The organism is Pelagicoccus mobilis (assembly GCF_016595505.1).
Lineage (GTDB): Bacteria > Verrucomicrobiota > Verrucomicrobiia > Opitutales > Opitutaceae > Pelagicoccus > Pelagicoccus mobilis.
In genome coordinates this window covers 11,879-37,853 of record NZ_JAENIL010000019.1, presented here as the reverse complement: position 1 = coordinate 37,853, position 25,975 = coordinate 11,879, and the positions used below count along the sequence as shown (strand labels likewise).

Sequence of the window (25,975 nt, the reverse complement as noted above, 5' to 3'; positions counted from 1 at the left end):
GTTCAACGCAGAACTTAACGCCGACCGACTCCAACTCGCTCCCGAGCTCGAATACACTGCTCGCTTCCCGCGGTGAATTTTCTGCACACCTCAGGCCGCGTGTCATAAATCCGGCACAACTGGTCTTGCTTCAAGAAGCCGCAACCTTCTACCCGAGCAAGCGGAAACAAGCGGTAAGCTGTCTCCTCCTTTCCAAGAAATTGCTCAACCCGAACCCCTACCTTTTCGATTTCAGGTTCCCGAGCCGCATCACTCTCGCTCGCGAAAATGGGATAGCACCTGCAACAAGCCCCACAGTCCGTGCAATCGAACTCTTCGCCCGCAACAATCGCGTCACCATCTTCCAAACCTGACATGCCTGCAATCCAGCAAGATCACCCAAACTGTCAATGCCCCGAACGCTTTAGATTCTCCCTCGTTTGACTTAGCCGCTCCTTAAAATAAACTCCGGAATCCCCGACAGCATACATCCCAACGCCTCATCGACCCAATAATTATGCGATACCTTCTCTACGCCCTACCACTGCTAACGCTAAACCTATACTCGACGCCACAGGCCATCGTCGGAGCCTGGCCCTTGGGAGACGGGACGGAAAAAGGATCAGGCGTTATCTTCTTTTTTCCAGACGGACACTATTTTCACATGGAAGACGTCGACGGAGACGAACCTCCAGGACTCGAAAAAGGCACCTATGTCTGGAACAGCTCGTCCGGCAAAATTGGCGGAGTTCCCTTCGAGGACACGAATGGTGAAGCCGGCCTATCTCACCCCAGAGAAGAAGAAAACCTCCGTCTGCTCGTAAACGGCGATACACTAACCGTATCCACCAGCGAGGGAGATGACAACATCGAGAAAGCGAACGAACCCGCCAACTCCATCCTTGGCCCCTGGATCAATGGCGATCCAGGCGACGTCGATTTCCTTTGCGTCTATTTCTGGGAAAATGGCGACACCGACTACTTCATGGTTGGAGAGCAAATCGATCCCGAGGACGTACACGAGGAAGAGAACGCATCTTCGGGAATCGAACGCGGCACCTACACCTGGGACTCTGAGACAGGAGTTTTTTCCGCGAACGTAATTGTGGATACAAACGGGGACTACGGAGTTTCTAGCTTAGATGGAGTCGCAGGCGTGACCTTCACCGTCTCCGACGATGTACTCACCGTTGCGATCGAAGAAGAAGGCGAATCGACCGTCTTTCATCGCCCCTCAACAGTCGCCGAAAAAACAGTGAATCGATCCCTCTTTGGGGCTTGGCACATCGACCTCGTCAGCACTCTCGCCTTTTTCCAGGACGGAAGCTACTTCAACTCCACTCACATTTTCACCAACGACAACCCGCTAACTGGCGTCGAACGGGGTAGCTATACACTTGACGAGGAAACATTCTCGTTCTCCGCCACAGCCGAAACCGACACAAACTCGACCGCTGGCATGGCTGGTCACGACAACGTATCCAGGATGGGCGTACACGACGACACTCTATATCGCTGGCTAGAAGATGGGCGTGTCTTCCGCTATTCCCGCATAAAACCACAAGCCAAAGAGTATCTAGGAACGTGGAGCTTTGGAGATCCAGCATCCGACGAATCCGGCGTCATCACCTTTTTTGACAACACCTTGATTCAAAATCCAAACGTATCCGGTTCCTATATACTTTCAGAAGACGGTTCAGAGGAAGATGGACCTGGCAGCGACGGAACGGAGTTGGGCATCTACACAATCGATCCAATTAGCAGGCGACTTTCCGTGTATGCAGCCCCCTTTGACACCTCGCCAGATGCGGGACTGGCCGACACCGGCATCAACAGCCAAATCCGCATTTGGGCCCTTGGAGACAAGCTCCTCTTCGTCAATTCAGACCCCGAAGATTCAGAATACACAGTACTGACTCGCGTTTCCGAATCCCCCGCCGAATCGCCGGGGATGATTCTCGCTCCCATCGATTCCGAGACTTGGGCCCTCCTTTTTCGAGGAATCCTTCAGGACAACTCCGACCTCGCGGCCAATGGCTGGGCAGACCTGATGCAACAGCCTGAGAACCCCTGGCTTCTGCAGCCCAGCGAATTCCCTAGTTTCCTTCGAGCGAGGACCACCCAAGCCCCCTAGCTGCACCACTTGAACGACGAGGGCTGCTTATCAAGAGGCGTCTTCGCAACATTGTTAGTCGATTCCCGAAAAGAAAAACTCGCCCAAACACCGTACGAATCCCAGTAATCGAAGAAATAACGTGCCCAAGACTTTTTGCAAATGCAACCCCTCCACTCGTCCGTTAGCCCCCACATGAAATCTTCCCTGAAGCTCCTCTCACTCCTAATCATGACACTTAGCTCTTCCCTCTCCGCCCTCGAAGTTGGAAACGACATTGAAGCCTTTGCCGCAAATGACGACACGGGCGAGATTTGGAACGCCGCCGACTACCTCGGCGAGAAAAACATCGTGGTCTACTTCTACCCGGCAGCGATGACTGGCGGCTGCACAGCCCAAGCCTGCGCTTACCGCGATTTTTCGACAAACCTCTCCGAAGAGGATGCAGTGGTTGTCGGCGTGAGCGGCGACTCCGTCAACGGGCTCTCACTCTTCAAGCAAGCCCACAACCTGAACTTTCCACTCCTCTCTGATCCAAACGGAAGCCTGGCTACCCTCTTTGGAGTTCCCACTCGGGCAGGCGGGTCACTCGAGCGAGAAGTCGGAGGAGACATCCACACTCTTGTCCGTGGCCTCACCACTTCACGCTGGACCTTCATCATCGGCAAAAATGGCAAGGTCATCTACAAAAACGACGAGGTAAAAGCCAAGGAAGACACCGCCACCGTTCTCGAAGTCCTAAAAAAACACCCGTAACCACAGAACCACGACTTTTCCATAAGAGCGTATTGCAGGAAGCAATACGCTCTTTTTCATTCCAAAGAAATGCAACTTCGGGAGATAGAACTCAGCCTCAATCATACAGTTCCAGCCACGGTCCAGGATTTCTTAACGGAAGCCGACCGACGCTGTGATCAGTTTTTCGATACAGGTGCAAACCAAACGATCCCAAGATTTCTCCCCGCGAACTACCACCTCATCTACAAAGCCCTGAGCGAGCTCAAGGAAGGCTTCCCCATCCTAGGAAATCGTTTCTGCGAATGGGGTAGCGGCTTAGGGACGGCAAGCTGCCTCGCTGCGATTTTGGGATATGAGTCATGCGGAGTGGAAATTGAAGTAGAACTCGTAGAGCGATCCCGAAAATTCGCTCACGATCAAAACCTCACAGTCACATTCCTCCATGAAAGCCTTCTCCCAGAGGGCTACGATTTTCTGAAAACCCAAGGCGGCATGGAGCTCCTTACTCCTCCAAGAGCAAACCAGTCGTCCGCTTTCTACCCCGGAGTCGATTGGTCCCTGGACGAGATCGATCTCTTCTACGCCTACCCTTGGCCAGAAGAGCAAGAAGCCACCTTGGCCCTGTTCGAAGCAGTCGCCTGCGACGGAGCCTATCTGCTTTGCTACTACGGCGACGACGAAATCTGCGCCTACCGCAAACACCTTTCTTAAGGGCCTCCGGGGCTCTTTGGCCGTTTTGCTAAAGATTCCACTAGTGGGTATAGCCTCTTGAAACGTTTAAAAGTTTCAACGAGCGCTGGGTCGATCCAACGCGTTAATATTGCATACAACATTCATTAATCATTTTGCCTACAATACCTAACCATGCCTAAACACTACCCCTCCTTCCTGGCATCCGCAGCGACCATCGCTTGCTTAACGCTCTCCAGTTTGACTCACGCTGGCGTCACTGAAGAGTTCCCGTACGGCACACTCCCCGAAGAGCGCCCCAACATCGAACTGAGCTCAGCTATGGAGCGCGTCTACTCGCACTACCCGGCTCGACACCCCACCCAAAACGAACTTTTCTCAACCTTCAAATACACCCCGCTCGAGGGCTTCGACTACAATAATTTCGACGGCACGATCTCCCGTCGCGACTCTTCAAAGGTCATCAAAGTAGACGGGAAGTACTACGTCTATTACACTAAACGCGAAACCGAAGTGCCTCCGGCAGCGGCTCACGGCCCAAACCGCGGGACCGAAGGCGCAACCGATACCGTTCCTTCTCGCGACTGGGATCTCGCTGAAATCTGGTACGCCACCAGCGACGATGGTTTCACTTGGGAGGAGCAAGGTGTCGCCCAGCCACGATTGCCCAAACCTCATGCAGGTTGGCGCTCCGTATCCACTCCCGATATTCTCGTTTGGGAAGGCAAGTACTACCTCTATTACCAAGCCTATACTGACATTCCAGGTCAGCGCGGAGGCGACTATTGCCCTGTCTCGGCTTCGGTTTCCGATTCCCCAGCAGGCCCCTTCGTGCCCGCAAACAAGGTCGTACTCGAAAACGGCCCAGAGGGTTCTTGGGATCAGTACGTCATCCATGACCCTTATCCGATCGTTTTCAAAGGTAAGATCTACCTCTACTACAAGGGCGAGATCGGCGGAGATCCGAAGCATCGAGCTCAGGGCCTCGCCATTGCCGATCACCCGTTCGGTCCTTTCAAGAAGCACCCCTTGAATCCTGTCCTTAACTCAGGACACGAAGTCGCGACCTTCCCGTTTAAAGGAGGAATCGCAGCGATCATGAGTCGCCACGGCCACGAGCATAACACCATCCAATGGTCTCCAGATGGAGCGAATTTCGAAGTCGCAGCGATCACCAGCATACTTCCGATCGCTCCCGGCCCCTACATTCCAGACGCATTCACCGACACTGACTACGGACGCGGACTCACTTGGGGGCTCTGCCACTTCCGCAACCAAGGTTGGCCCGATCACAACCACAGCTTCCTCGCCCGCTTCGACTGCGACCTTAGCCTCGACGTGAACGATCCGGAGATGAAGGACACTGACATTTTAAATCACCCAGAGATCTACTTCCAATTCGGCCTTTCCGAAAAACAACGGAAGCGGATCGACGCATCCCAATAGCGCGGCCCTGCCAAGGCTCCCGCGCTCTCCCCGAACACATGAAGAAGATAATTCTCCCTGTGCTTTTAGCGCAGAGCCTATTCGCAACAGACTATCACGTAGACCTTTCTTCGACGGAAACGACCGAAGATGGGTCCGCTCAATACCCGTTTAAGACCATCGCCCAAGCTACTGCTGCGATGGTCGCTGGCGATACCTGCTACATCCACGAAGGCATTTATCGCGAAATGATTACAACCGCTCGTTCCGGAACGGTTGATGCCCCTATCCGCTACGTCGCTTTCCAAGATGATGACGTCATTATCGCTGGCACGAACCTCGTCGAGAACTGGGAGTTGCACGAGGGCTCGATCTACAAGGTCACCAACGTGGACATGGCGAAGGATGAAAATGATGACGATCTGGAGCTACGAAACATGCTCTACTTCGAGGCCGATGCGCAGCAGTTGGCCCGCTGGCCTAACGACCTCGACGGAGATCCCTTCACCTACGACGCCTATAAAATCAAGACCGACGCTGGCACTTACTCCAACTCCTACATCACGCACGACGACATCCCAGACTATTGGGACGACGGCGTCATGTTCTGGCTCGGAGCCCACAGCGGCTGCGCCGTTATGCGCAGTATCACTGGCTTCGACGAAAACACCAATCGCCTGAGCTTTCTAACTTTTCCCGAAGCCTGGCCCTTTGGAACTCACAGCCCCAATCGCTGGGAAAACGGCCACCGCGGTATCTTCTACCTGATGAACAAGCTTGAAGCCCTCGACGCTCCCAGCGAGTGGTACTACGACCAAGCAAACCGAACGCTCTACTTTTACCCTCCGGAGGGTGTCGATCCGTCGACCGGAACAGTAGAAGTTTCGCGGCGAGAATGGACCGTCAACCTCTCCCACCACTACATCGAGTTCGACAAACTCAACTTCTTCGGAGCACCACTCCGCCTCAACGGAAACCACTGCAAAGTCTCGAACGCCCGCATTCGCCACTGCGTCGCCGAGCTCATAACCGACAGCACCAGCGCCACAGCCGGAGGCGCTGCCGTTCTCATCTACGCCGACAATATCCACCTAGACACCTGCCTCATCGAGGAAGGCTCCGCGACAGGTGTAAACATTGGCATGAATGCCGACAATGCCATCGTCGAAAATTGCGTGATCCGAAATTTCAATACACAGGGCAACCACTGCAGCCCTATCCGCTCCAGCGGTCCAAACGCGCTCATCACTCGCAACCGACTCTACGGCTCCGCTCGAGATGTCTCTCGCGCCACCGGGCGAGACAGCGTATTCAGCTACAACGAAGTTTCCCACGGACTCCTCGCCAATACGGATGGCGGTCTTTTCTACGTCACCGGAAATAGCCAGCCCGTAAATGTAGAGCTCCACCACAACTGGTTCCACACTGTCGATTCCCCAGATTACACCTCCAATCACTCGACAGGAATCTACCTCGATAACAACAGCGCCGGATTTAAGGTGCACCACAATGTCGTTTGGGATGTTCCTTGGGGTGGCCTGCACTTCAACTGGGACGCTCTCGAAAACGAGATCTACAATAACACCTTTTGGAACGTCGGCTACGATCTTGATGAAGAGCACGACTACGCCGTCATTCTTTGTTGGATACCTGAGCGAAACGGACGTCGAACCGACGTTCGCGACAACATTCTCCACAACAACCTCTCCGACGTACGCGAATGGTGGGACTCTGGAGCGGGCTCGTACACCGAGGACGAGACGCTCGACAACACCTTCACCAACAATGCCCAAGTCACCTCCGACGCCTTCGTGTCCGCAGCAGAAGGCAACTTCATGCCGACAAATCACAGCACAATCGTAGATCAAGGGCTCACGATCGATGGCGTCACCGACGGACACCTTGGCACAGCTCCAGATATGGGAGCTTACGAATATGGAGCTGAACGCTGGATCCCTGGTCCCGATTGGCAACCAGAGGAGTTCTCCTGGCTCCTCCCTTCTATCCTCAATCGCATCAGCTTCTCGAATTGGATCCTTGAATACACGCTCGATGAGGCGGATCGCTTGATGGACGCCGATCCCGATGGTGATGGACGAAAGAACTTCTTCGAATATGCATTCGGCGGCGACCCTACCAAGGCAGACGATCAAGGCGGCTACTTCCCAGAAATCCGTTCATCCAGTTCTGGCATCAACCTCAGCCACATCACTCGCGACGACGCAAACGACATCACCTACCACGTCGAAACAAGTACCACACTGGAACCGGATAGCTGGACACCCTTGAGCCAATCAATTCAAACACTCGAAGAAGTCGAAACAGGCCTAACGCAACGACTGCAAGAACTAGGAACAGGAGCAGACAAAGTCTTCATCCGGATCCGAGTGACACCGAACCTCCCGTAGCGCGGAGCTTCAGCCCGCGGTGCATGCAGGATCAAGTCTAAGAAACGCGGGCTAAAGCGCCGCGCTACGTGCCGCCTTAGCCGCCCGTCTGCTGCAAAAACTCGATTCTCAAGCCTGTCAGAGCGATTCCCTTCGGCGGCCTCGCGAAGATCCCAATACTACGGTATCCAGCAACCACCTTGCGATCGAACTCAGCATCGCCGCTCGTTTGCAGAAGCCGAATATTGGTCACATGTCCACCGGCCGTAATATCGCAAATAACGACCGCCGAAAGCTTGCTCCCCCGAAACGGGTGATCTTTGACATTCCTCTGCAGAGTAGCCTTGAAACTCGCAATGTATCCGTCGAGTTCCGACTGCTCAGCCATGCTATAGGATTCTAGCTCGGCCAGCGGGATACTATCGATCTGCACCGAACTCAGATTCGGCTGAAACTTGAGCTGAACCGGCTTCTGCGGAACAGGCTTCGTCCGCTTGTTCTTCTCCTTATCAGCATCAGGATTCTGCTTCATAAAATCCTTCCAGCTCATCTTCTTGGGCTCTGGAGGTTTCGGCTGCTCGACAGGAATTAAAGGCTGCTCAACTTCAACTGGCGTCGGCTCAGGCTCAGGCATCTCTACCACGACTTCGATCGGCGGACGTTCCTCGATCTGAATGTCATCCAAAGTCGGCAGCGGCTCCACCGGCTGCGAATCGTAGGTAACCTCTTCTAATGTCGGCAAGTCGTCCGACGTCTCCGCGCTGGCCGCAGGAGGCGGTGGCACTAGCTCGAACTTGAACTCCTCAGGCTCTTCCTCCGGAGAAAACAAGGCCCAAATCGCCGCCCCAACTAATAGGACAAGGTGCACGCTAGCCGAGAAGACCAATGGCCCCCTCTGCTCGTAAAACACGCCTGCGACTCTTACCCCGTGCACCGCTCGCTCCTTACTCGTCCGGTTTGGTTACGAGGTTAATCTTACTCAACTTGTACTCCTTCAGCAAATCGAGCAGTCTTATATAAGTTTGGTACGGAGTATCCGCATCCGCTCGAATGCTCAAAACCGGAGCCTTCGGCATAGTCGAATACTCAGCCAGGCGGTCCTCTAACTCGGGTTCTCCCATCTGGACCCCATCCACGCGGTAGCCGCCGCTTAGCATGATCGTGATATCGACCGACTTTGGAGGAGCTTCGTTGCTCTGGTTCGGATCAGCTACCGGCAGATCGACCTCCATCACCTGTTCCTTCTCGATCAAAGGTGTACTGATCATGAAGATGATGAGCAGAGCGAAGCCCAAGTCGATCAGAGCCGTAACGTTCAGCTCCGAATTCGGCTCCAGCGAGCGTTTTCTATGAAAGGAACGAGCCATCTCCTTATCGGCTTTCGAGCTCGATCACGTCCGCCAGGGCACTGGCGTAATTCTCAAGTTCCGTCACCAAAATCTTAGTACGTGACAAAAGGTAGTTGTAACCGAATACCGAAGGAATCGCCACGCAGAGGCCAGCAACCGTAGTCAAAAGCGCTCCGGAAACACCAGGAGCTAAATTCTGCAAGGTCGCGTTCGCTTGAAGCCCCATAGAACCGAATGCGTCCATAACCCCCCAGACGGTACCGAGCAGACCGAAGAACGGGGCGCCGGAAACGATCGTCGCCAGAAAGACCATGCTCGATTCGTAGTTGAGTGTCTTATTCGCCACCGCGCGTTGCAGAGCGTTTTCCACGTGCTCCACGCGAGCCGCTCGCAATTGCTCTTGAGATTCTCCGTCCTTGGCTTGGATCCGATTGTAGGCATCTACCGCGTCCAGATAAAGAGCCGCGTACGGCACGTGACGCGGAGCCTTGAAGGACGCCGGCGGAGTCAGCACCAAAGGCTGGCGGTGCAAGCTGTGCTCGAATCCGAGGTTGAGCAGACGAAGCTTCTTCAGCTCCCAATACTTTCCGATCATCACCGCCCACGCGCAGACGCTGAAGAAGGCCAAGGCCATGATGATGCACTTTCCGGCCAGATTACTCTGGCTGAAGTAGGTAAAGAGGCTCGCAGATTGGGCTAGAAGCACGGCAAATCAAAAAGGAATCTATCTAATAAAGGGTGATGCGACAGAGGATGTCGCACTCTTTTGAACGCAAGCCGAGCATTACGTTCAACAAATTTTCGAATTCCATGAAAATTAGCTGAGCGGCGAACCCGTTAAGACGAGCTTATGCTAGAACAAATTCTATTGCGCTAGGCGCATGCTGACGCTTAGTTCGACCCTTTCTTCTCCCCTTACACTATGGACTATCGTCAAAGAGCTCTTCAGGAACTTTCAGAAAAACGTAGCAACCAGGCAGGCAAGCGTGTCGTGGTCGGACTTGATGGATTTGTGGATACAATCCTCCACCTAGTGGACAAGAGATCCGGAGCTGGAGAGAATTTTTCACGAATCGAGACCATCGCCGACTTCGGCTCCCGCGTTTCCGCAGCCTCCGGCAAGAGCGCTAACATCGAGATGTACCCAAGAATGGAAAAGCTCGGCGGCAACGGCCCCATCATGGCCAACGCCATGGTCTCAGCCGGCTTCCCTCTCCGCTACATCGGCTCCCTCGGCAATCCCAACATTGCCCCTGTTTTCCAGGACTTCGCGAAGAAGACCGAGGCCGTATCGATTTCCGAGCCTGGCCTCACCAACGCCATCGAGTTCAACGACGGCAAGATCATGATGGGCATCACCCGCTACCTCGAGGACATCACCTACGGCGCGATCGTCGAGTCCATGGGGGAAGGCGCGCTGCTCGACGAGCTTTCACGCTCCAGCATGATCGCCTTGGTCAACTGGACCATGATCCCGAACATGACCCAGATTTGGGAAGACCTTCTCAACAAGGCCCTGCCAATGCTCCCTCCAATCGACGGAGGCCGTTCGTTCTTCTTCGACCTCGCTGACCCAGAAAAACGCTCCGAGTCAGACCTCGTCACCGCTCTTCGCACCATCGGAAAATTCCAAAACCACGGCAACGCGGTCCTCGGCCTCAACCTCGCGGAAGGCCAGCAAGTCAGCAAAGCCTTCGGAATCGATGAAGACGGCGAAACTCCTGAGTCCCTCAAGGCAATGGCTGCTAAGATCCGCCGCGAGCTTGGAATCAAGGCCCTCGTCGTTCACCCGAAGGAGCGTGCCGCTTGCGCGACCAAGGACGGCGAATGGTGCGTAGAAGGCCCTTACGTCGAGAATCCAAAGATCACCACCGGAGCAGGCGACCACTTCAACGCCGGCTTCATGACAGGCCAGCAACTCGGACTCTCTCCAGAAGGATGCCTCACCGTCGGCGTTTGCTTCTCCGGATTCTACGTCCGCACAGCCAAGAGCCCAAGCTTGAACGATATCGACGGCTTCCTCCACGAGTGGAAATCTTGATCCCGTCCCTACCCCTATGAGCGAAACGGTAAACTACACCGGCACCTTCTTCACCTTCGAAGGACCTGAAGGCAGCGGCAAGTCGACTCAGATCAACTTGCTGGCTGAAGAACTTATCGACCTCGGACACGAAGTCGTCGTCACTCGCGAGCCGGGTGGAACGCCGATCGGAGAAGAGATTCGTCACCTGCTCATCCACAGCTCATCAGGCAAGGACATGTCTCCAGAAGCAGAGCTGCTGCTCTTCGCCGCGGCTCGCGCTCAACTCGTTCGCGAGCTTATCCTCCCATCGCTCGAAGCCGGGAAGGTTGTCATCTGCGATCGTTTCCTCGATTCGACAACGGTTTACCAAGGAGCCGCACGCAGCATCGCAAGCGATCCGGTCTCCTACATCAACCAATTCGCAGTCGGACCTGTCACGCCAGACCTAACCTTCATCCTGGACGTCCCGCATGAGGAATCCATGCGACGCGTCAAACGCCGAGCCACGGATGTCCCGGACCGTATGGAAGAGGAAAATGCCGACTTCTATAAGAAGGTTCGCGACGGCTATCTGCTTTTGGCCGGATCCATGCCAGAACGTTTCCACGTCGTAGACGGAACTCGCGAGCTCGAGGCCAATCGCGAGGAAATCCTCAAGACCGTTTTGGAAAATCTCTAGTTTTCTGAACCAGAGCTAATTCCCAATTCATTTTCGAGGGGCAAGGTTTACTAAATCTTGCCCCTCAAACGTTTCAGGACGCGCAAAATTGAATCAGCACGCAGCTTTCGGGACCGTCATGCATCGAGCGAAATCGCTCCAACTGCCTGACATTCAACGACCCCACTGCTACTATGCTTCCATTCCGACGCCGCACAACCGTCGCGATTTGCTCATTGATCGCGCTTGCTACGTTCACACTTTCCGCCAAGGACCGTCCCAACGTCATCCTCATTCTCGCTGACGACATCGGATTCGAAGGGCTGAGCTGCTACGGAAGCGCCAGCTACCACACTCCTTACCTGGACCGGATGGCGGACCAAGGCGTACAGTTCCAAAACGCTCACGTGCTTCCGATTTGTACGCCTACCCGAGTCTCTTTGATGACCGGTAAATACAACTCCCGCAACTGGCTCGCCTTCGGAATCCTCGAGCCGAACATCCGCCACATAGGCCACTGGATGACCGATGCCGGATACCGCACCTGCATCACCGGCAAATGGCAGCTCCAAAGCTACAATCCACCTAACTTCATGCCTGAATGGCGCGACAAGGGCCAACGTCCCGAAGACGCCGGGTTCGAAGACTACTTCCTCTGGCACACGGAACATACAGAAGATAAAGGGAGCCGCTACCCGGATCCCCGCATCCAACACAACGGTAAGTATCTATCCAATACAGAAGGCAAATACGGGCCAGATCTCTTCAACAACCACGCACTCGAGTTCATCGAGAAGCACAAGGACGAACCGTTCTTTATCTACTACCCGATGGCGCTTCCACACGATCCGTTCCAAGCCCCTCCCCATACCGAAGACTGGAAGGTCGACCGCTTCAAACAAGACCCGAAGTACTACAAGGACATGGTCGAGTACATGGACAAGATGGTCGGCCGCGTCCTCAACAAATTGGACGAGCTCGAGCTTCGCGAAAACACATTGGTCATTTTCCTCGGCGACAACGGAACACCTCCGCAAGTCACATCAAAGCTCGTCGACGGCACAGTGATTCCTGGCGGCAAAGCTCACAACAATCTCCGCGGCACCCACGTGCCCTTCATCATCAGCTATCCCGAAGCCCAGAAGGCTGGCAGCAAGCACGAAGGGCTTGTCGATTGTAATGACGTCATCCCTACAATCTTTGAGGTCTGCGGAATCGAGCCACCAGCTGGAGAGGTATTCGACGGTGAATCTCTCGTAGAGCAAATCCAAGGAAAACCAGGCACTCATCGCGATTGGCTGTTTTTCCACCACGATCCGCTCCCCGGCCACGGCAAAAACAGATTCAAGCTAGAGCGCTGGGCAATCGACCGTCGCTGGAAGGTCGTAGAGAGCACCGGCGAACTCTTCGATATTCAAGCCGACCCAGAAGAGACCACCCCAATCGATCCCGAATCATCAGTGGCCGCTCGTGTCGCCTACGCGAAACTCACAGCCGTTATCGATAGCTTCCCAACGGAATACACTCCAAAGCCGAATCGAATCGACTAACGCAAAAACAGGCCTACTACTTCTCACTCTGAAGTAATCAAGTAGGCCGACACTCCCGCTGGCGGCCACTTTCAGGACCCATTTTCCCAAGTGACCGAAGCGACAGCGCCCACAGATCCTAAAGCACTCATCGACCGAGCGATGGCGGAAAACCGCCTTGCTCACGCTCTGCTCATACACGGCCAGAACCTCTCAACCGTCGAGCGTTTCGCCATCGAACTCTCCGCCCGCTTGCTCCACGTCCAAGCCCACGGCGACGAGCTTGAGGAAAAGCTGTTCCGTCACCCGGACGTATTCACGCTTCGCCCTTCCAAGAAGTCGCGAATCATATCCGTCGATGACACCCGCGAAGCGATTCGGAAAATCCAGCACTCACCGCAGGCAGGCGATCGCAAAGTAGCCATCATCTTCGAAGTCGACCGCTTCAACACGAGCGCTGCCAACGCCTTCCTCAAAACCCTCGAGGAGCCACCGCTCAACACGACAATCCTGCTGCTCACGACTCGACCGCACTCCCTGCTTCCAACGATCCGCAGTCGCTGCCAACTCTTCCGTCTCCCGACAGCCGCCCACACCTTTGACGACCCTAGCGCTCAAGCTTGGCTAGAAAGCTACCAAACATGGCTCGCTGACCTGCTCACCGGCGGTCCCGGAGGCAAGCAAAGCATCCCTCACTTCATCATCGGAGCCTACGCTCTCGTCGAACGCTTCAGCGCCATCATCCAAGCGCTCGGCAAGGAAACCTGGAAAGCCCAGTCGAAGAACCTTCCCGAGGACATGAAAGACGATGAGCGAATCGCCCTCGAGTCACGTATCAGCATCTCCATTCGACAAGACTTTCTAGCGGCTATGGAAAACGCCACCGACGCCCTTGCCCGCAAAAAACTCTTCGAGGACGCCACCGTCCCCCAAAAACTCGTCGAAACCGTCGACGCCCTAGAGAACGCCACCAACCTCCTTCGTCTCAACATGAAGACGGAAACCGTCCTAGAATCCTACCTGCTCCGAGCTCTCCGGATCTGGACCGCGAAATAGGCAGCTACTCCAGCGGCTCCAATTGCGTGCCGCACATGCGACAATACTTGGCGGTCAATTTATGATCCGCCTCACCGCACTTCTGGCAGCGCCTTTCTTTGCGCTGCCCCCTCGTCGCCAAGGTGATCTCCGCCGTCACAATCCCCGTCGGTACCGCAATCACCGCATAACCGATAATCATGATCACCGAGGCAAACATCTGCCCGACCGGTGTCTGCGGAGAAATGTCACCATAGCCAACCGTCGTCAGCGTCACGATCGCCCAATAAACGCTCTTAGGAATACTGGTAAATCCATTCTCAGGCCCCTCGATCAGAAACATGATTGAACCGAGTATAAGCACCAACAAGACCACCGCAGTCATGAAAACGACGATTTTCTTCACACTCGCGCCCACCGCGCGAAACAAGACATTCGCCTCCCCGATGAATTCGACCAGTTTCAATACCCGAAACACCCGCAACACTCTTAGGCAACGAACCAACAGTAGATAGTGAGCCCCCGGGAATATCAGATCGAGATAGGTCGGCAGTATCGCCACAAAGTCGACGATTCCAAAAAAGCTACGCATGTAGCGTAACGGCTTTTTCGATACGTAAATCCGGAAAATATACTCTACGGTAAACAAAATAGTGAAACCTAGCTCCAGCTTGAAGAGCATCGGCCCCAACTCATTCCGCACGCTCTCCACACTCTCGAGCATCACGATCACCACACTCGTCAAAATCGCCACAATCAGCAGCACGTCGAAAAGCTTCTCGTCCCAACGTGAGGAATGAAATATGATCCTCCGGCTACGTTCCCGAAATTTCGACCAATTGGCAGGCGTTTCCTCACTTTCCAGCATTCGCTCAGGAAAGGGCTTTTAGCGATTTCTACAACACCGGATTCCCGATTGTAATATCACTCTTCTAATTCCAAGCATTAGTTGCAGAGATTTCCCCGATAGCTCTACGCCAACCGTTCCCCAGCCCCTTGCTCTTTTCCAAGTTTCGCTTATCTTTTCATTAACGAAACGAAGCAAACGAGAACTCAGGGAACGACGCAGGGCGACGTCCCGAGGCGCCCCTGAAACACTCTCACCACCACAGTTTGAGAATTAGAATAGGGGGTCATTATGTTTGGCAGAAAAAGCGTCGAATCACTCGTAGTTGGGGCCGGCCCATGCGGCATGTTAGCAGCTCTCGTCCTAGCAGATGGAGGTAACGACGTCACCATCGTCGACTCAGCCCCGCGAACCTGCACCAGCAGCAACTCGGCCATCATTCACCCGACCACCCTCAGGGTGCTCGAGCGGATCGGCATCTCAGAAAAACTCATTCAATCTGGATACAAGATCGAGTCCTACCAATTCTACGATGGCAACTCGCTCCGCGAGACCTTCAATCTGAAGGACCTTCCGCTCGCCTTCCCCTACGCTCTGAGCGTCCCTCAATCAGAACTCGAGCTCCTACTCGAGGAGGAACTGGAAGAAGCAGGCGTCCACATACTCTGGAACCATCGCGTTTCAGACGTGAAGGAAGAGCATGGCGGCCTAGACGTCACGGTCGATCGCTACTCCGAACGCGACACCGGCTACGCCATCTCCCACACGGAACGCGTCATAACGAAGACCTTCCATTACCATACCAAGCTCCTAGCAGCTGCCGATGGATACAACTCCGTCCTCAGGCGCATGGCTGGCGTGCAACAGAAGACACTCGGAGAAGACCAGTACTTCGTTACCTTTGAGTTCGACACCGAACGAGACCCAGCTCACGGCGTGTTCGTAAGCATAAAGGATGGACTCGCAACGGCTCAACAACCGATCGACTCCGGAATCGCGCGTCTACAATTCCAGTACTCCGGGCTCACCCTCCCTTCCCGCAACCGAGAGAAGGAACGGTCTTATCTACAAGACAGATCAGAGCTTCCGGACTATCTCGACGAGAAACACTTCAACGAACTCGTCAAAGAGCGTGTCCCATGGAAAACTGGATACATCAACCGACTCCGCTATCGAGCCGCCGTTCCCTTCAAAAAACGCTATCTAGAACGCCCGCGCAGCGGAAACATATTCTTCCTCGGAGACGCCGCGCGCTCGTTCGCGCCACTAGGCAACCTAGGACTTAACCTCGGACTGCAGGAGGCTGAGCAACTCGCTCACATCACACTTCTGAACCCAGAAGAACCAAAGGTAAGAAACGAGGTTCTCGATCAGTTCGGAGAAAACATGGTCGAAAACTGGCTGCAACTTACAAATCTCGACGCAGCCGCCACCGCCTCCGAAATGACAGACCCATGGGTCGCCAAAAACACCGGCCGTATCCTTCGGACTCTACCGGCTACTGACGAAACCTTGGAACGACTCGCAAGCCAGGCCTTCATTAACTTGGACGAGAAGAAACTAAGCCAAATCCTGGTTTGAGCCAGAGTCGCCAAGACCCGTCAAACCAAAGGGCGGCCGGTCGAAACATAGGTTTCGACGGTCGCCTCTTTTTTGTCGCAACCAAAGCCCTACTTTTTAGCCTCCCTCCCCAGTGAGCTCCTCCCAATCAGAAATTGTATCCGAATACCAAACCACTCTGCTCCTCGCAGCGGAACGCTTCTTCGGCCGCGGTCGCATTCCCAAGCGTATTCGTCAGGCCTTTATGGATACTCCTCGGCACCTGTTCGCAAAACGGTTCTACTCCTCGGCGAAACAGGATTGGGTCGATCTCGAGACCGCCGATTTGCGCGACCATCTTACGGAACTCTACTCCGACCATCCGCTCTGCATCTATCGCGACAAAAACGGCAAATCGCTCTCCACCGTATCCCAGCCATCCCTAGTGCTGTATATGATCGACTTGCTCGAGCTAGAGCCAGGTCAGAGCGTTTTTGAACTGGGCGGCGGAAGCGGATGGAACGCCGCCCTCATGGCTCACCTCGTTGGAAAAAAAGGCAAAATCCTGAGCTTAGAAATCATCGAAGAGCTAACCCCATCCGCTCAGGCAGCGCTAGAGGAACTGAACTTAAATCAGGTGTGTTTCCGATCCGGCGACGCGAATCTCGGATCAGACGAAGGCAATTTCGACCGCGGCGTGTTCACCGCAAGCGCTTGGGATCTTCCCGCCTGCTTTTACCAGCAGATAAAGCCAAAAGGCCTCCTTCTCTATGTTTTTAAGGCTCAACCAAACTACGATCTGCTCTGTCTACTTCGCAAGACGGATCAATCCCATTTCGAAAGCGAACTCCATTTCAGTTGCAGCTTCGTCCCCGTAACCGGCTCAAATAGCCAGCCCAACCTACCCGCGATACCCGTATCAAAACTTCCACCACAAGGAGAAATGGCGGAACTTGCATGGAACGATATCAAAATCGCCGATACAGCGATTCCCGAATTCATCGACTTCACCAAACTCGTCTTCGATTGCCAGCAAAGCTATCTGGTCGAGAACGATGAGCTCGCATTCGACGAAGAATTTTGGGCGGTAGGAAATCCCAAAGACGGCAACCTCCTACTCTACAACGAAGATCGACTCCTCCTCTACGGCGACGATACGAATCTAATCAAGTTCCGACGAACCGCAAAACGCTGGCAAAAAGCTAAGCAGCCCGGAATCGAGGACCTAAAGCTCTCGGTCTACGCCGCCTCCAACGCCCCCGAAACGAGCAATGACCAATGGGCCGTCAATCGTGGAGACAGCACCTTTATCTGGGGGATTTAGCACCCACCCCAGACTCGACTAACCAAGAAAGTTCATCTGCGAGTCCTTTACCAAATCGAAGGTCTTTAGCATTCGCAGCAATTGAAGCAGGTCCGATTTATCGTACACCTGTTTTGTATCCACCCTGTCGATCAGATCGAGCACCATCGATTTAAAAGAGACGATTCCATCCACTCCCTTGTCTTTCAACTGCTCAACACACTGCGAACGATGCGGCTCCTGAGTTGGAAAAACCGGAGCCACTAGAATCTTTTTTGGAGGATTCTGCGTCCCAAAACTTACAGCAGGGTCGTATTCGAACCACTTCTCCACTTTTTTGAATACATTCGACTCCAAGTATTTCAGAATCTCCGCTCCTCCCGTCATACTAGCCAAGGCCGCTTTTTCTCCAAACCAGCCACGCACGCAGACAATAGCGCTCTCCAAATAACGAAGCTCGCTAGAAAACAATAGAAAGTTCGGCTCACGAGCCCCTTCCCGAAAAACCATATTCCGGACGTAGAGGTCCAGCCCGTCATCAAGCGTTTTCTTAGATTGAGGCCGGGACTTCCTCAAAAGCCTCACCAGAAAGCCATTTTGTTCGAGGTATTCGGTGACGATGACTTCCTCGATACGTTGCATGGCTTCGCTGCAGATAGATTAAATAAAGACGCTTCCTAGCTCGCTCCGCACTCTCTCCAAATATCGCTGATCAGATCCATATCGGCGGACTCAATTGTCGCAGCTTGGCCAATACGCTTCATGATTACAAACCGAATTACCCCAGCCTTCACCTTCTTGTCCAATCTCATAGCGGCAAGGAGCTTCTCTGTCGACAGCGGCTTGTTCAAACTCGTAGGCAACCGATGAGTCGCCACCACTTTGCGAATACGGACCACGTCATCTTCAGAGATGTGCCCGAGACGCTGGCTTAAAATCCCCGCCGCAACCAGTCCTATTCCGATCGCCTCGCCGTGCAGGTACTCCCCATATCCGGCAACATTCTCGATCGCATGCCCAAAAGTATGCCCCAGATTCAACAAAGCGCGCCCACCACTGGCAGCAGTCTCTTTTTCGTCCGCATTGACCACGGCTGCCTTTATCTTGCAGTTCCATTCCACCACGGACTCCATCCGGTGATCCGCTGGTCCGTTGATCGGCGCCGCTTCGAGCAAATCGAAGAGCTCCGAATCCTGCAACATGCCGTGCTTGATCACCTCAGCCATTCCCGACGCAAATTCGCGCGGCGGCATAGTCTTCAACAGCTCGATATCTGAATACACCGCAATTGGCTGATGAAAGGCTCCAACCAAATTCTTGCCCGCGGAAATATTTATCCCCGTCTTACCTCCCACGGAACTGTCCACCATAGAGAGCAACGTAGTCGGAATCTGAATAAAGCGAACACCACGAAGATAGGAAGCAGCAGCGTATCCTGCCAGATCGCCCACAACGCCCCCACCAACAGCCAGTACGACTCCACCACGGTCCAACTTGTGTTCAGCCAGAAAATCCAGGACCTCAGCAAATTTTCCCACGCTCTTGCTGGTTTCACCAGCAGGCACCACAAAAACTGGTACCTCCGATCCCAAAGAAGCAAACCAAGCCGACTGCGCCGTATAAACGTTCCGATCCGTAACGGCTGCCACCAAAGCTCCTTTCGAACGGACGCTTTCGACCTGCTCCTTGAGTTGAACACCGAGATCTCGCCCGATGTGAATCGGGTACGAAGAGTTAGCAGTTTCTACGATAACTTGTTTTTGAGAAGACACGCGCGTATTCAGAAATCTGATAGGAGGCTAGAATTAGTTAGCCCGAATCAGGTCCATCAACGCAATGTCTCTGTCCCCTAAACCGAGCTGCTCGGAAAACTCGAGGATCTTCATCTGTTCCGGCAAGGGATCAAACCCATTTTTAGCCCGATGGTTGTTGATTCGCTCGGTCATGAGAGAATCGAGCATCACCGGGTTGTCACTCAACAGCACATATGGCTCCGACACTGTATAAAGAGAATTGAAGATCGGCCCCCCCACATACTGGTAGCGCTCGAGGCTCACAATATTGAGCGTCCACGTTTCGCGTAGCTCGGGAATCGCTCCCATCTCCGCCACTGCGACAGGAGCGGTAGCCGGGCTATTCAAGAAGCGGGTCGTATTGCTCGCATTCCAAAGCGTCGCGTTCATCAATGCCCCATTAACTCCAAGCACCGGATGGTCCGAGTAGCACGGCAAGTTGATCCAGAAATCCACCTCGTGCAGAAGCGGCACCGGTAAATAGCTCTTACGGGCAAGCTCCTCCTCGTTTTTCGCCGGGAACGGATTCTCCGCCGCCACATCGATCCAATACTTCGCTGACTTCGCGGGCAAGGGACTGTCGTAAAACCACTTCTCATGATAGTACTGCCCAGTATCCAACGGACGCACAAACACCCGGTGAAAATCATAGGACCGCTGGCTCAACGGCGGCAAAAAGCCGGAATCACGCAATTTGTTCGCGCTCATTCCCATGATGAAAATCTCGTTCCGGGCGTACCCCCGCATTTCCAGAGATTGCACCACCGCCTCTACCAACGCTTCAGGAGTGCTCAAACCCGGTCCCGAATCACTGTAAACCTTCAAGCCGACACGGCCACGCGGCCCCTTGCTCAACTTGTCCTTACGAGCCTGCTCGAACAGAAGAATCATATCCTCCACTGCCGAACGGTAATGCTCCAGCTCGAAGCCAGGCACCTGATACTCGAAAACTCGATTCGATGGCGGAGGAGGCTGATCGGCGAACAAATCGAGTTGCTCCTGTCCTTTGACCGACTCGGCCAAAGCAATTAGCAGGACAATAATTCCTAGCCAAATTTCCATGCGGAAATAACGGCGTAAGGATACGGAAAACGAAATAGGGAAAGACTTAGACACTATTGCGAGAAGCTCTTTGGGTGAAACGGAGGCACCATGCGATTGATTACAGCGAGGATCAAGCTTCCGCACAGGAAATCGAAAAGCGCTATCGAACTGACACCGAACGCAAATAAAAGTTGTCAAAAAACAACCGTACTCTCTACAACCTACGGTTTCAGCAACTGACACCTTTCCGGGCTTCCCGCTCGGATGCCGCCTTCACAGCAAATGCTTCCCGAACTCTCGTCGCTCCATCGCGCCCTGACACCCGTACTTCTCCTCTGCCTCGCCGCCCTAATCTCCGGCTGCGCCAGCCGGGAGGAACGCATCCAACAGGTCCAGGCCGAAGCGAACGCAGCCCTCTTCGTCAACGACTCGGCCACCGCCATCGAGGCCCTAAGCCAGGGGCTCGAGAAATACCCCGACTCCAACGAGCTTCGCATCGCCCTCGCCCGAGCCCTGCAAAACGCCGGCAAGCTCGAAGAAGCGGCCGCCCACTACGAGGAAGCGATCAAACAAGATCCCGAAGCCGATCAACTCTGGGTCAAGATCGGCGAAATCCGCGCTAAACTCGGACAAAGCCAGGAATCGATCCGGGCATTCGAGGAGTACCTCAAAAATCACGCCGGCGATTTCCTCGCATGGAAAACCGTCGCCATCGAAAACGAAAAGCTAGGCAAGCTGACCGACGCGATCAAAGCCGCCAGCAAGTGGAACGAAATCACCCCCTCCTCCCAGCCTGCCCTCAAAATCGGCCAACTTTACCTCCTGAGCAACAATACCGCTCAAGCCCGATCCTGGTTCAGCCAAGCCGCCGCTTACGGCGATACCCATGCAGCAAAAGACGCTTTCGCCGAGCTCATCAAACTCGAGACCGGCCTCAGCCAACTCGAACAAGCCCAAGTCTGGCTCACGCAATACCAGCAGCGCTACGGCAACGACCTGAGCGATCCACGAGTCCGCGAGTCTAAGATCATCCTCGACAACTGGGAACGCGCCCGGCGCGAAATCGCCGAAGCCGCCGCCGCGCTCGAACGGGAGCGCGAAGAGCTGGAAGCCCAACGTCTCGCCGATGAAAAAGCCGAAGCGGAACGCCAAGCCGCCGAACTCGCAGACTCACTCGCCAACCAGCAACCCGCTGAAGATCCAACCGCAAGCCCAGCAACCACTCCCGACGGCGAAGCAAACGCAGACACAGGCCGAGCGCCTCTCGCCCTATTCGAAGACGAAACCGCGCCCGACACCACTCCCTCCACTTCAGGCGAAGACGACCAACCTGCCCAATCCAACGATCTCGCCCTATCCGCTTACGAAGCTGCAGTCGCAGCCTACGAGTCCGGCGACTATCCCGCCGCAACCGCCGCGTTTTGGGAACTGCTCGGAGAAAATCCCGACGATCCCCAAATCTGGTACCGCCTCTCACTCACCTATTTCGCGCAGCAAACCTGGTACGACGCCGAAAACACCATCCTTCAAGCCAAGAGCCTCGCGCCTCGCTCGGAAGTCATCGCCCACCAGTATCTGGCGACCATTATCAATACCCAAAACACCAACCGCGTGCTCGAGGAAATTAAAGCCCATCGCCTCCTTTTCCCCGACAGTCCCGCCATCGCCCTCACCCTTGCCCAGACCCTGCGAAACGCGAACGCCCCCAAAAATGTCGTGGTCGCCGCCTACCGCGATTTCCTCTCGATCGCCCAACGAGGCGAAACCGGTTACCAGGAAGCCATTCAGTACTTGCAAAACGGCAACTGATGAGGATTCTGCCCAAGCCTCATCGGGCCCCCCATGCCAGCAATTAAACCCAGCAGCATTCGCGACCTTAAAGACCGCATCAATATATATGATGTCGTCTCGCGGGAAGTCGCACTGAAAAAGTCCGGATCCGAATACAAAGGCCTCAGCCCGTTCAACAACGAAAAGACGCCTTCTTTTTACGTTTCGCCGGACAAAGGCTTCTACAAATGTTTCAGCTCCGGAAACTCCGGAGATGCGATCGCCTTTGTGATGGAGGTCGAGCGGCTAACATTCACCGAAGCGGTGGAAGCCCTCGCCAAACGATTCAGTTTCGAGCTCGAGTACGAGCAAGGCAACAGCCGAGCCCGCGAAGAGCGGAGCCTCCGCCAAGAGCTCTTCGAACTTCACGAAGTCGCAACCGACTTCTACTACGAACAGTTTCTCGCGACAAATAAAGCCGGAGAATGGATCCGCAACTACTGGGTCCAAGGACGACAATTCAGCATCGAAGTCGCCGAAGAATTCAAAATCGGATTCGCCCCGACAAATAGCGTGGCTCTCGGCGAACTTGTTCGCAAACGAGGATTTTCCAAGGAAGCCATCGAAGCCTGCGGCCTCTTTTACGCCAAGCGAGGCATCGATCCGCACCGCATGGGGTACCGCTTCCGCGGCCGCCTGATGATCCCCATCCGCGACCACCAAGGACGCGTCACCGCCTTCACCGCTCGCCAGCTGGAGATCACTCCACAAGACGATCCCAGCCGCGAGGCGAAGTACGTAAACTCGCCCGAAACCCCGATTTTCCACAAGAGCAACCTCCTCTTCAACCTTGACCGAGCCCGAATGAAGGCGGGCCCCGAGAAGCCCTTCGTCATGGTCGAAGGCCAGCTCGATGCCATTCGCTGCTGGAGCGTCGGACTCGATACGGCGGTCGCCCCACAGGGCACCGGCATTACCGAGTCTCAGCTGCGCTTGCTAAAACGATACGAGCCCCAGCTTATCGTTCTACTAGACGGAGATGCCGCCGGCCAAAAAGCCGCTCTCCGCATGCTCCCACTCGCACTCGCTCAAGGCGTCGAAGCGGTCTTTATCCCTCTCACCGACAAGGAAGACCCCGACGATATTTTCCGCGAAGGCGGCAGCGAAGCCCTAGAAGAGCTCCTCAAACGCCAGCTCCAGCCCATTCCCTTCGCCTGCAAAGCTCACACGCCTCCCGGAGAACGCCTCACGCCACAAAGCAAGGCCAAGGCAGCGCGCGAAGTCTTTGCAATAATCCAGAAGTCCGATTCCGAAGCCGCAAAAGTAGAATTTGTAAAACAAGCCGCCCAAGCCTTCGAACTCGACGAGCAAGCGACCATCTCGGACTTTCACCGTTTCGCCGGAGGTCAAGCTCCAGCGCCCCAACCAGCCGCGCCACCGCCGCCGCCGCCCAGCGCCCCTCCCGTAACAATCGCTCAAAATGGAACCGCGCCCGAACCAAGCCGTCGAAAGGCTGTCTACTCGGTGGAACATGACATTCTCGGGCTTTGCATGATCGAAGAGGAACTTGGCAACCAAATCGCTCAGATAGTTGATCAAGATTGGATCGACGGTACCTTACCCGAAGGAAAATTGCTCAACTTCGTTCTGAACGAATTCCTCCACGACATGTGGAATGGTCCGGATTCCCTTAACGAAAACTTGGAAAGCGCCGAACAGAGGAAGCTCGTTTCATCAATTTACTTTGAAGCAAAATCACCAGATAACCCGGAACGATTCGCCAACGAGGCGCTCAAGCGCTTGGTCGTCAAATTCGTAGATCGCAAGAGCAAGGAAATAAAACTTGAAATCGGCAGAAAAGAGGCAACCAATGACCACGCCACCGCGAGTGCCCTCCTCAGTGAACTATTCGCATTAAACCAACTGAAGCATAAACCGCCTCAGGTGGGTTCTTTATTTTCATAAGACAGCACCAGACTCAGCCACATGCCACGCAAGAAGAAAAGCGAAGAAGAAAACAATGCTAGCCTCAACAAGCAGCAGGTAAACGAGCGTATCCGCTACCTGATTCGTCAGTCGAAGGAGCAAGGCTATCTCACGCACAGCGACATCAACGAAGCGCTTCCCGAAGGAGTCGATAGCCAAGACGATATCGATAACGTCATCTCCATCCTGCAAAACCTCGAAATCGACATCCTCGATCCCGAAGAAGTAGACAACTTCAAAGCCAAGCAGGAAGAAGCAGAAGAGGAGCAGACCAAGGCGAGCCAGCACGACATCCTGGACGACCCCGTCCGAATGTACCTCAAGCAGATGGGACAAGTGCCCCTGCTCACTCGCGAACAAGAAGTCGAAATTTCCAAGCGCATCGAAAACGCCGAGCAAAAAGCCCAAGAAGAGCTTTTCTCCGTCGGCATCATGGCGGAATTCACCATCGACCTCGCCGAAAAGCTTCTAAACCGCGAAGAACGCTTCGATCGCATCGTTATCGATAAGAAGATCGAAAACCGCGAAACCTACTTTCAGGAGCTCCCAATCAACGTCGAGAAGAGCCAAAAGACCTACGGTCGCATGATGACCACTTGGGAAGAGCTCATGGAAGAGACCGACGCGGAAGCCAAAAAGAAGATCCGCTCCCGCTTCCGTAAGCAGGAAAACACGCTTCGCGCCTACTTCCCGAAATTTTTCTTCAAACTCAAGGTCTTCGAAGAATACATCGACGAAGAAATCAGCAAGGACCTCTCCCGCATCAACGCGATCTACCGTAAGCTCGATCGGGCCAAAAAGCCCAAGACCACGGCTGATACGCTGATCAAGACCGAGCCCCTCCAAGAGGAACTCGAGATCCTGCACAACACCTACCGCATCGAGCCGGAAAAGCTGTTGAACCTAATTTCCGCCGTGCGCAAGCACCTCAAGGCGGCTCACAAGGCGAAAACCGAGATGGTAGAGGCCAACCTCCGCCTCGTGATCTCCATCGCCAAGAAGTACACCAATCGCGGACTCTCCTTCCTCGACCTCATCCAAGAAGGCAACATGGGTCTCATGAAGGCGGTCGAGAAGTTCGAGTACCGTCGCGGCTACAAGTTCTCCACTTACGCCACTTGGTGGATCCGTCAGGCCATCACTCGTTCGATCGCAGACCAAGCGCGTACCATTCGCATTCCGGTCCACATGATCGAAACCCTCAACAAGGTCATGCAGGTCCAGAAGCAGCTTCTCCAAGAGTACGGCCACGAGCCAACTCCAGAGGAAGTAGCCGAAGAAATGGCGCTCCCAGTCGAACGCGTACAGACCATCATGAAGATGGCTCAGCAGCCGATTTCGCTCCAAAGCCCAGTCGGCGACGGCGACGACACCAATTTTGGCGACTTCATCGAAGACAAATCCGCCGAAAACCCTTACGACCAAACTGCTTTCAGCCTCTTGCGCGAAAAGATCATCGACGTTCTCGACTCTCTCACCGAGCGCGAACGACGCGTGCTTTCACTCCGCTTCGGACTCGTGGACGGCTACAGCCGCACCCTCGAGGAAGTGGGCAAGCAGTTCAAGGTGACCCGCGAGCGTATCCGCCAAATCGAGGCGAAGGCGCTTCGCAAGATGCGTCACCCGACCCGTATCCGCCAGCTGCACGGCTTCTTCGAAAACGAGCAGTTCGACGGCCCGAATACTTTCCTCTCCGGCTCCGAAGAAGGAGGAAAGGACGCTAAGGACTAAAGTGTTTCAGGCGTATACAGTACGCTTCTAGCTTTA

General features: G+C 54.5%; 22 protein-coding genes. 14 read left to right on the top strand and 8 right to left on the bottom strand.

Going from position 1 to position 25,975, the window contains the following annotated elements; all coding sequences use genetic code 11:
- Nucleotides 1-14: 14 nt before the first annotated feature.
- Nucleotides 15-356, bottom strand: coding sequence for a YkgJ family cysteine cluster protein (locus JIN87_RS11625; protein WP_200355733.1), 342 nt, complete (start codon nucleotides 354-356; stop codon nucleotides 15-17).
- A 140-nt stretch (nucleotides 357-496) separates the two neighbouring features.
- On the opposite strand from JIN87_RS11625, the gene JIN87_RS11620 reads away from it, so the two are divergent.
- From JIN87_RS11620 to JIN87_RS11600, 5 genes are all read left to right on the top strand, one after another.
- Nucleotides 497-2,113 carry a hypothetical protein gene (locus tag JIN87_RS11620; RefSeq protein WP_200355732.1) on the top strand — a complete coding sequence of 539 codons (1,617 nt, stop codon included), beginning with the start codon at nucleotides 497-499 and terminating at the stop codon, nucleotides 2,111-2,113.
- A gap of 174 nt (nucleotides 2,114-2,287) precedes the next feature.
- On the top strand, nucleotides 2,288-2,848 hold the full coding sequence (locus tag JIN87_RS11615) for a peroxiredoxin (protein ID WP_200355731.1): 561 nt from the start codon (nucleotides 2,288-2,290) through the stop codon (nucleotides 2,846-2,848).
- A 69-nt stretch (nucleotides 2,849-2,917) separates the two neighbouring features.
- Entirely contained in the window at nucleotides 2,918-3,541 is a 624-nt protein-coding gene (locus tag JIN87_RS11610) for a hypothetical protein (protein WP_200355730.1), read from the top strand.
- A 153-nt stretch (nucleotides 3,542-3,694) separates the two neighbouring features.
- On the top strand, nucleotides 3,695-4,966 hold the full coding sequence (locus JIN87_RS11605) for a glycoside hydrolase family 117 protein (protein ID WP_200355729.1): 1,272 nt from the start codon (nucleotides 3,695-3,697) through the stop codon (nucleotides 4,964-4,966).
- A 38-nt stretch (nucleotides 4,967-5,004) separates the two neighbouring features.
- Complete coding sequence (locus JIN87_RS11600; protein WP_200355728.1) at nucleotides 5,005-7,353, top strand: right-handed parallel beta-helix repeat-containing protein; 2,349 nt, start codon at nucleotides 5,005-5,007, stop codon at nucleotides 7,351-7,353.
- Nucleotides 7,354-7,429: 76 nt separating this feature from the next.
- Here JIN87_RS11600 and JIN87_RS28770 read toward each other — a convergent pair whose 3' ends face one another.
- The 3 genes from JIN87_RS28770 to JIN87_RS11585 form a co-directional block, all read right to left on the bottom strand.
- The gene (locus JIN87_RS28770; protein ID WP_200355727.1) at nucleotides 7,430-8,200 is read right to left on the bottom strand and encodes a TonB family protein; all 771 of its coding nucleotides are present in this window, start codon (nucleotides 8,198-8,200) and stop codon (nucleotides 7,430-7,432) included.
- A 76-nt stretch (nucleotides 8,201-8,276) separates the two neighbouring features.
- Nucleotides 8,277-8,699, bottom strand: a complete 423-nt coding sequence (locus tag JIN87_RS11590) for an ExbD/TolR family protein (RefSeq protein WP_200355726.1) — start codon at nucleotides 8,697-8,699, stop codon at nucleotides 8,277-8,279.
- Between the two features lie 4 nt (nucleotides 8,700-8,703).
- Nucleotides 8,704-9,387, bottom strand: coding sequence for a MotA/TolQ/ExbB proton channel family protein (locus tag JIN87_RS11585; protein ID WP_325176381.1), 684 nt, complete (start codon nucleotides 9,385-9,387; stop codon nucleotides 8,704-8,706).
- A gap of 216 nt (nucleotides 9,388-9,603) precedes the next feature.
- Here JIN87_RS11585 and JIN87_RS11580 point away from each other — a divergent pair, with 216 nt between their 5' ends.
- From JIN87_RS11580 to JIN87_RS11565, 4 genes are all read left to right on the top strand, one after another.
- Entirely contained in the window at nucleotides 9,604-10,722 is a 1,119-nt protein-coding gene (locus JIN87_RS11580) for a PfkB family carbohydrate kinase (protein WP_200355725.1), read from the top strand.
- Between the two features lie 16 nt (nucleotides 10,723-10,738).
- Nucleotides 10,739-11,383, top strand: coding sequence for a dTMP kinase (gene tmk / locus JIN87_RS11575; protein WP_200355724.1), 645 nt, complete (start codon nucleotides 10,739-10,741; stop codon nucleotides 11,381-11,383).
- Nucleotides 11,384-11,556: 173 nt separating this feature from the next.
- Complete coding sequence (locus JIN87_RS11570; protein ID WP_200355723.1) at nucleotides 11,557-12,912, top strand: sulfatase family protein; 1,356 nt, start codon at nucleotides 11,557-11,559, stop codon at nucleotides 12,910-12,912.
- 90 nt (nucleotides 12,913-13,002) lie between these two features.
- Complete coding sequence (locus JIN87_RS11565) at nucleotides 13,003-13,947, top strand: hypothetical protein (protein ID WP_200355722.1); 945 nt, start codon at nucleotides 13,003-13,005, stop codon at nucleotides 13,945-13,947.
- Nucleotides 13,948-13,951: 4 nt separating this feature from the next.
- Here the strand turns inward: JIN87_RS11565 and JIN87_RS11560 are convergent, their stop codons facing one another.
- The gene (locus JIN87_RS11560) at nucleotides 13,952-14,794 is read right to left on the bottom strand and encodes an ion transporter (protein ID WP_200355721.1); all 843 of its coding nucleotides are present in this window, start codon (nucleotides 14,792-14,794) and stop codon (nucleotides 13,952-13,954) included.
- A gap of 270 nt (nucleotides 14,795-15,064) precedes the next feature.
- Here JIN87_RS11560 and JIN87_RS11555 point away from each other — a divergent pair, with 270 nt between their 5' ends.
- Both JIN87_RS11555 and JIN87_RS11550 read left to right on the top strand, forming a co-directional pair.
- Nucleotides 15,065-16,354, top strand: coding sequence for an FAD-dependent oxidoreductase (locus JIN87_RS11555; RefSeq protein WP_200355720.1), 1,290 nt, complete (start codon nucleotides 15,065-15,067; stop codon nucleotides 16,352-16,354).
- Nucleotides 16,355-16,466: 112 nt separating this feature from the next.
- On the top strand, nucleotides 16,467-17,636 hold the full coding sequence (locus JIN87_RS11550) for a protein-L-isoaspartate O-methyltransferase family protein (protein WP_200355719.1): 1,170 nt from the start codon (nucleotides 16,467-16,469) through the stop codon (nucleotides 17,634-17,636).
- An 18-nt stretch (nucleotides 17,637-17,654) separates the two neighbouring features.
- Here the strand turns inward: JIN87_RS11550 and JIN87_RS11545 are convergent, their stop codons facing one another.
- From JIN87_RS11545 to JIN87_RS11535, 3 genes are read right to left on the bottom strand one after another with little or no spacing between them, the layout of a single operon-like run.
- Complete coding sequence (locus JIN87_RS11545) at nucleotides 17,655-18,257, bottom strand: hypothetical protein (protein WP_200355718.1); 603 nt, start codon at nucleotides 18,255-18,257, stop codon at nucleotides 17,655-17,657.
- Nucleotides 18,258-18,292: 35 nt separating this feature from the next.
- Nucleotides 18,293-19,387 carry a 3-dehydroquinate synthase gene (gene aroB / locus JIN87_RS11540; RefSeq protein WP_200355717.1) on the bottom strand — a complete coding sequence of 365 codons (1,095 nt, stop codon included), beginning with the start codon at nucleotides 19,385-19,387 and terminating at the stop codon, nucleotides 18,293-18,295.
- A 33-nt stretch (nucleotides 19,388-19,420) separates the two neighbouring features.
- Nucleotides 19,421-20,470, bottom strand: a complete 1,050-nt coding sequence (locus tag JIN87_RS11535) for a DUF362 domain-containing protein (protein ID WP_200355716.1) — start codon at nucleotides 20,468-20,470, stop codon at nucleotides 19,421-19,423.
- A 264-nt stretch (nucleotides 20,471-20,734) separates the two neighbouring features.
- On the opposite strand from JIN87_RS11535, the gene JIN87_RS11530 reads away from it, so the two are divergent.
- From JIN87_RS11530 to rpoD, 3 genes are read left to right on the top strand one after another with little or no spacing between them, the layout of a single operon-like run.
- Nucleotides 20,735-22,261: a tetratricopeptide repeat protein gene (locus tag JIN87_RS11530; protein ID WP_200355715.1), complete on the top strand. Its 1,527-nt coding sequence runs from the start codon at nucleotides 20,735-20,737 to the stop codon at nucleotides 22,259-22,261.
- Nucleotides 22,262-22,294: 33 nt separating this feature from the next.
- Nucleotides 22,295-24,187, top strand: a complete 1,893-nt coding sequence (dnaG, locus tag JIN87_RS11525; RefSeq protein WP_200355714.1) for a DNA primase — start codon at nucleotides 22,295-22,297, stop codon at nucleotides 24,185-24,187.
- A gap of 21 nt (nucleotides 24,188-24,208) precedes the next feature.
- Nucleotides 24,209-25,939 (top strand): RNA polymerase sigma factor RpoD, encoded by a 1,731-nt coding sequence (gene rpoD / locus JIN87_RS28765; protein WP_200355713.1) that lies wholly within the window; start codon nucleotides 24,209-24,211, stop codon nucleotides 25,937-25,939.
- Nucleotides 25,940-25,975 lie beyond the last annotated feature (36 nt).